Here is a 1,164-nt window from a genome sequence, read left to right as displayed (position 1 = left end):
CAAAAATGGTATATTCTGCTCAGATTGTGACAAAGGCACAATCACTGCGTAACTTCAGTGATTTAAGTAAGTTTTGGCTACTTGTATAGGCTCTAGTATAGCCTCAATAGGAATTGAATCAGAATCTCTCCAGTCAAGTTTATTTAGGTCATTGGTTGAAAAATTAGTAGGAATGTCAGCTAAAAATGGGTAAGCTTTGGTCTGGAGAAATGTCTCCATAAGTTTAGAATACAGGTGGGCTTTTACTATAAGGATTCGCCAAAGAACGGGACGACTAGCGGGATGGAAGTTGAGGAAGATGTCGTAAAAGCTTCTAAAGACAGATTCTTTCTTTTTTAAATCCTTTTCAAATAGCCTTTCAAATTCGCCAAATGTCATACAACGAGCCGAAGCATTGTCTTGTTGTATGATCATTGAATCAACAGCAGCATCTAGCCTTCCAAATGGTATCCCTTGGATCATATACACTTTGGGCTGTTTAATACTTTTTGTTGGCCAGTCTTTATCGTAAGGATTGTAGTCTAATTTCGGAGTTTGTTTAGCTAAGTCGAATGGTTCTGTAAAAAGAACGTAAATCCATTTTGCTAGCAGGTATTGATTTCTGATAGTGGCGTCAACGGTTAAATCAACCAAAGTGAGCTTATTCTGTAGCAACCGGAACATAACAACTGGAACGAGTAGGTTGTAAATAGTTGAGGCCATATAATAACCCGATGCTTGCAGCCAGCTATCTTTTCCTGGTTCCAAGTCACCGTTTCGAGCTGTACGCACAAGACTATAAATTCGATAGAGAGCATTTTCTGAAGCTTCCAGAAGTCGGAGTAAAAGTGGCTCACACTCTTTATAAAGGCGTTTTCTAGCCTCATATTCATAGTCTCTCCTGGCATCTACATCCCCTTTTTGGTTTTGCAGTTCAGTATTTAGCCTTGCTAATGATTCTTGAGTCTTTTTATTGCTTAAGGCCGTGAAGTATGAAACAGTCAATGTCACCAAGCCTGTTAACATAGTTCCAGATAAGGCTAGCATTGCAGCGATTAAAGCTACTTCCTGTTGCGTCATATTGTAAGTATTTATTCTTGATACATTGGGAATGGTAAGGCTTAACAGGTTAAACGCATTTAAATCTTGAGTAGCATCCTAATTAGGTATTGATCATCCCATCCC

1 protein-coding gene is annotated in these 1,164 nt (G+C 38.8%); it reads right to left on the bottom strand.

What is annotated here, in order from left to right; genetic code table 11:
• Window positions 1-54 precede the first annotated feature (54 nt).
• Window positions 55-1,059, bottom strand: a complete 1,005-nt coding sequence (locus ACYVGO_RS24705; RefSeq protein ID WP_460971563.1) for a hypothetical protein — start codon at window positions 1,057-1,059, stop codon at window positions 55-57.
• Window positions 1,060-1,164 lie beyond the last annotated feature (105 nt).

The organism is Spirosoma migulaei (assembly GCF_054776855.1).
The sequence above is the reverse complement of the archived record's forward strand: the minus strand, read 5'-3'. Positions and strand labels throughout refer to the sequence as shown.